At 59.6% G+C, this 5,958-nt stretch carries 5 protein-coding genes; 2 read left to right on the plus strand and 3 right to left on the minus strand.

The annotated features are described in order from the left end of the window. The 3 genes from RI563_RS12290 to sucC form a co-directional block, all read right to left on the minus strand. Positions 1–1,556, minus strand: a 1,556-nt coding sequence (locus RI563_RS12290) for an NAD+ synthase (RefSeq protein WP_310694677.1), incomplete at its 3' end; no start/stop codon positions are given. Between the two features lie 354 nt (positions 1,557–1,910). Continuing rightward, entirely contained in the window at positions 1,911–2,783 is an 873-nt protein-coding gene (sucD, locus tag RI563_RS12295) for a succinate--CoA ligase subunit alpha (protein WP_310694678.1), read from the minus strand. Continuing rightward, on the minus strand, positions 2,783–3,949 hold the full coding sequence (gene sucC, locus RI563_RS12300; RefSeq protein WP_310694679.1) for an ADP-forming succinate--CoA ligase subunit beta: 1,167 nt from the start codon (positions 3,947–3,949) through the stop codon (positions 2,783–2,785). Before sucC ends, sucD begins: the two co-directional genes overlap by 1 nt. A gap of 129 nt (positions 3,950–4,078) precedes the next feature. On the opposite strand from sucC, the gene RI563_RS12305 reads away from it, so the two are divergent. Both RI563_RS12305 and RI563_RS12310 read left to right on the plus strand, forming a co-directional pair. Continuing rightward, positions 4,079–4,318, plus strand: coding sequence for a PP0621 family protein (locus RI563_RS12305; protein WP_310694680.1), 240 nt, complete (start codon positions 4,079–4,081; stop codon positions 4,316–4,318). A gap of 24 nt (positions 4,319–4,342) precedes the next feature. Beyond that, positions 4,343–5,958, plus strand: a 1,616-nt coding sequence (locus RI563_RS12310; protein WP_310694681.1) for a HAMP domain-containing sensor histidine kinase, incomplete at its 3' end; no start/stop codon positions are given.

Raw genomic sequence — 5,958 nt, forward strand, 5'->3', positions numbered from 1 at the left:
GGCGCCTGACGACGCTTGTACTCGTTACGCGTCACCATCTGCATCACCTTTTGCACGATTTCCCGGTCGTAACCGCGGGAGACGATATCCTCCAGTCCCATGTCCTTTTCCACGTACATCTCCAGAATCGCATCCAGCACGTCGTAGGGCGGCAGGCTGTCGGTATCCTGCTGGTCGGGTGCCAGCTCTGCCGAGGGCGGGCGGTCGATGACCCGTTGTGGAATCACGGGGGAGAGGGTGTTGCGGTAATTGGCCAGTTCATACACCAGGGTCTTGGGCACATCCTTGAGCACATCGAAGCCGCCGGCCATGTCGCCGTAGAGCGTGGCGTAACCGACCGCCATCTCGCTCTTGTTGCCGGTGGTCAGGACCATTTTGCGTTTTTTGTTGGAGATGGCCATCAGCAACACGCCGCGGCAACGGGCCTGGATATTCTCCTCGGTGGTATCCACCGGCAGGCCGGCGAATTCATCAGCCAGTATCTCAAGAAAAGCGTTAAAGGGTTGTTCGATGGCAATGACCCGGTAATTGACACTCTGGGTGCGCGCCTGTTCAGCGGCATCCTCCACACTCATGTCGGCGGTATAGCGCGAGGGCATCATCACCGCCTCGATCTCGTCACCGCCCAGCGCATCGACGGCAATGGCCAGGGTCAGGGCCGAATCGATTCCGCCGGACAGGCCGATAACCCCGCCGTTGAAACCGTTCTTGTGCACAAAGTCGCGCACCCCCAGCACCAGGGCCTGATAGACGCTGGCGGTAGTCGACAGCGGCGCCGGCAACACATCGGTCTGTACCGGCTGCCAGCCCGATTCGGTCTGCTTAAAACGCACCCGTTCCAGCTTTTCAGTAAAGGCAGGAACACGCTGGGTCACAGTGCTCTGGCCGTTCATCACGAACGAGTCGCCATCGAACACCAGCTCGTCCTGACCGCCGACCAGGTTGGCATACACCACAGGCAGGCCGGTTTCCCGGCAACGATCCGCGACGGCCTGTTCTCGCTCGTAACCTTTATTAATATGGTACGGCGAAGCGTTGATATTCAGAATCAGATCGGCACCGGCTTGCTTGAGCCGTTGTGGTGGCTCGGGAAACCAGATGTCTTCGCAAATCGTAATACCGACATTGGCGCCCTTGATACGAACCACGCAACTATCGTGTTCCGGTGTAAAATAGCGCTTCTCGTCAAATACGCTGTAGTTCGGCAGGTTTTCCTTGCGCGCATGGGCGATGATCTTCCCTTCGCGAATTACCGCCGCCGAATTATAGACCCCTTCGGGCGTCTGCTCGGGATAACCGAGCAGCAGATCGATCCCGGTGACCTGCTGTTGAATTTGTAACAGGGCCCGGTCGATACGTTCGTACATACCGGGGCGTAACAGCAGATCCTCGGGGGGGTAGCCGGTGAGAGCCAGTTCAGGGGTAATCAGTATATCGGCCTGTAGATTATCCCGCGCGTCCTGCATCGCCTCGATAATGCGCCGGGCGTTACCCTCCATCTCCCCGACCAGCAGATTGATCTGGGCAATGGCGATCCGTAGTTCCTGTTCAGGCATGTCTATGCTCATCCCCGGATTAATCTCTTGCAAAACAGCAAGGCGATTCTAATCCGCCAATGAACGCGAATAAACGCAAACTCTGTTTTCCTATTCGCGTACATTGGCGTTTATTTGCGGACTGAAAATAGTCAACGTATTCCGGCATCGGCGCATTTCTGCACTCATCCCCGGATTGATCTCTTGCAAAACAGCAAGGCGATTCTAATCCGCCAATGAACGCGAATAAACGCAAACTCTGTTTTTCACATTCGCGTTCATTGGCGTTGATTGGCGGACTGAAAATATTCAAGGTATTCCCGCATCGGCGCATTCTGGCGAGGATCATTTTTAATAGTAGAACTGATGCAGGGCTCAGCTACCGAGCTGTTCTTGCATCAGCTGACCCATCTCGGCCGGAGAGCGGCTGACTATAACCCCGGCTTCCTGCAGGGCAGTGAACTTGCCCTCGGCCGTCCCTTTACCGCCGGAGATAATCGCACCGGCATGACCCATGCGTTTACCCGGCGGTGCGGTAACGCCGGCAATGTAAGCCACCACCGGTTTGCTGACATGGTGGCGGATGAACTCGGCCGCCTCTTCCTCTTCGCCACCGCCGATCTCGCCCACCAGGATCATGCCGCGGGTGGCGGGATCGTTTTCGAACAGCGACAGACAGTCGACGAAATTCAGTCCATGGATGGGATCGCCGCCGATGCCGATACAGGTGCTCTGGCCCAGCCCGTTCTGGGTCGTCTGATAAACAGCTTCATAGGTGAGCGTGCCGGAGCGCGAGATAATACCAATCCCGCCCGGCTGATGAATGGCACCGGGCATGATACCGATCTTGCACTGGTCCGGCGTGATAATACCGGGGCAGTTGGGACCGATGAGATAGCTGTCACTGTCCTTCAATGCAGCTTTAACGCGCAGCATGTCCAACACCGGGATGCCCTCGGTAATACAGGCGATCACTTCGATACCGGCATCGGCCGCTTCCAGGATCGCATCGGCGGCAAAGGCGGCCGGCACGTAGATCATGCTGGCATTGGCGCCGGTCTCACGCACCGCATCGGCGACGGTATTGAACACCGGCTGTTCCAGGTGGGTCGTGCCCCCCTTGCCGGGCGTGACGCCACCGACGATCTTTGTCCCATACTCGATGGCCTGCTCGGCATGAAAACTGCCCTGCTTGCCGGTCAAGCCCTGCACGATCACCCGGGTGTCTTTATCGATCAATATTGCCATCAGGCCTGCCCTCCGGCGGCCTCGACCACCCGGGTCGCCGCGTCGCTCAGTCCATCCGCTGCAATAATGTCCAGCCCGCTCTGTTGTAACAGCGCCTTGCCCTGATCCACATTGGTCCCTTCCAGGCGCACCACCACCGGCAGTTCGAGCCCGGTCTCTTTCACCGCCTGGATGATGCCCTCGGCGATCAGATCGCAGCGCACGATGCCGCCGAAGATGTTAACCAGGATCGCTTTCACCTTGCTGTCGGAGAGGATCAGCTTGAACGCCTCCGCAACTTTCTCGGCGGTGGTGCCGCCCCCTACATCGAGAAAGTTGGCCGGCGCCCCGCCATGCAGTTGAATCAGATCCATGGTCGCCATCGCCAACCCGGCGCCGTTGACCATACAACCGATATTACCGTCGAGGCTGACGTAATTGAGGCCGTGCTGATGAGCGCGATTTTCCCGTTCATCTTCCTGACTGGCATCGCGCAGCGCCTGTAACTCCGGATGCCGGTAGAGGGCGCTGTCATCAAGATTGATCTTGGCATCCACCGCCAGCAGTTCACCGTCGGCCGTCAGCACCAGCGGGTTGATCTCCACCAGACTCAGATCGTTGTCCATGAACAGTCGATACAGGCCCTGCATGATGGCCGTCAGGGACTTGAGCTGTTTTTCCAGGCCCAGGCCAAAAGCCAGCTGCCGGCATTGATAGCCCTGCAGTCCGGCAGCCGGGTGCACCGGCACGGTGAGAATTTTCTCCGGTGTCTCGCGGGCCACCTCCTCGATGTTCATGCCGCCGGCGGCGGAGGCCATGAACACGACGCGTGAGAGGGCGCGATCCACCAGCATGCCCAGGTAATACTCGGCGGCGATGTCGCTCGGGCTTTCGATCAAGACCTGGTTGATCGGCTGCCCCTCGGGAGCGGACTGTCCGGTCACCAGCCGGGAACCCAGCAGGCGATCGGCCGCGGCTTCCAGTTCCTCCGCCGAGCCGGCCTTGACCACCCCGCCGGCCTTGCCGCGGCCGCCGGCATGCACCTGGGCCTTGACCATCCACTGCGCACCCCCCAGTTCGCGAGCGGCGGATCGCGCCGCCTCGACCGACTCGGCGACCCGCGCCTCGGGCACCGGAATGTTGTAGCGGGCAAACAATTGCTTGGCCTGAAATTCGTGAAGATTCATATTCTTGTTCTGGGAGAAGCCAGCACCTATTCTGGAACAATCCGGGGGCAGACGCAAAACCCGCGCCGGGATATCCCGCGGCAAATTGGGTTATCATGCCCGTTCGGTACATTCGACTCAGGAATTCCCATGCCCGGACTGGTGCGCGTTATTCTGCTGGCCCTGCTAATCTGGCTGATTATCCGTCTCTATCAGCGTTTCAAGGCCCTGGGCCAGCAACGTCGTTCGGCGTCAAAAAAACAGCCGACCCGCCCCATTGAAAATATGGTCCGTTGCGAGCAGTGCGGCACCCATGTGCCCGAAAAAGAAGCGCTGGAGCAGGACGGGCATTATTACTGCAGCCGGGCGCACCTGCCCCGCGATCGTTAAGCCGGCGCCGGACCACGCTAATTTATGAGCACGGAGACCGAAGGCAACCGTTTTCTTGTCGGCGCAGGCGACAGCGACATCCAGATCTGGAAACCGCTGGCCCTGCTCAATCTCTATCGCCTGTTAATCAGCGGCCTGTTTACCGGCCTGTTTTACAGCGGCTATCTGTTACCGCCTCTGGCCAGCCACGATCCGGTGCTGTTTTACGGGGTCTCCCTGTTCTACTTTGCAGCCGCCATTGTCTTCATTCTGCTTATCAGCAACCGCTGGCCGCGGTTTGATATCCAGGTTTATCTGCAAATCGGTACCGATATTCTTGCCACCGCCCTGCTGATGCATGCCAGTGGCAGTATCACCAGTGGCCTGGGAACCCTGCTGATTGTCACCGTGGCCGGCGGCAGTATCGTCATGGGGGGCCGCCATCCGCTGATGTTCGCGGCCCTGGCCACCCTGGCTGTCCTGGCCGAACAGCTCTACGCCCAGTACATCGGCCTCGGCGAACCCAACAACTACACCCAGGCGGGGATCCTGGGCCTGGTCCTGTTTGTCACCGCCCTGGCGGTACACGGTTTTGCCCATCGCATACGCGAATCGGAAGCGCTGGCCCAGCGGCGCGGGCTGGACCTGGCCAATATGTCGCAACTGACCGAACATATTATCCAGCGCATGCAAACCGGGATTATTGTGGTCGACAACGAAGATCAGATTCGCCTGATGAACGAATCGGCCTGGTACATGCTGGGCATGCCCTCGGCGACCCACCACAGCCGACTCGACCCGCTTTCACCGGAGCTGGCCGATCAGCTGCATCAATGGGAAGCGGATCCGGCCACCGACATCGAGATGATCCAGCCTTCGGCCGAACATCCCCGGGTAATGCCCCGCTTTGCCCGCCTCGGCCAGGAGGACGCCACCGGCACCCTGATCTTTCTGGAAGATGCCACCGCCCTGGCGCGCCAGGCCCAGCAGCTGCAGCTGGCGGCGCTGGGCCGGCTCACGGCCAGCATCGCCCACGAGATCCGCAATCCGCTGGGCGCCATCAGCCACGCCGGTCAGTTACTCGGTGAATCACCGCAACTGGATGAGCACGACCGACGCCTGACCGGGATCATTGGCGATCAATCGAAACGCATGAACACCATCGTCGAGAACATCATGCAACTGAGCCGGCGGGACCATTCCACGCCCCGGCTCATCGAACTCAATCAGTTCTTACCCAAATTCGTGCACGAGTTTCTCTCCGGCCAGGGGCTGCACCCGGAACTGATCGGGATTACCATCAACCCTTCGCAGTTGCAGGTGCGTTTCGATCCGACCCATCTGGATCAGATCCTGACCAACCTGTGTCATAACGCCGTGCGCCACAGCGAGGAATATCCCGGCTTCCCCAAGGTGGAGATCCGCGCCGCGCTGACCGAGGAGTCGGGCCGACCGTTCATCGATATCGTGGATCACGGCCCGGGCATTCCCTCGAACGTGGCCGAGCATATTTTCGAACCGTTTTACACCACGGCCACCTCCGGCACCGGCCTGGGGCTGTATATCTCCCGGGAACTGGCCGAAGCCAACCAGGCCCATTTAAACTATGAACCGGTCGCTACCGGCGGCAGCTGTTTTCGGATTACCTTTCAGGATCCGCG

This window comes from Thiohalophilus sp. (assembly GCF_031581315.1).
Classification (GTDB): domain Bacteria; phylum Pseudomonadota; class Gammaproteobacteria; order UBA6429; family Thiohalophilaceae; genus Thiohalophilus.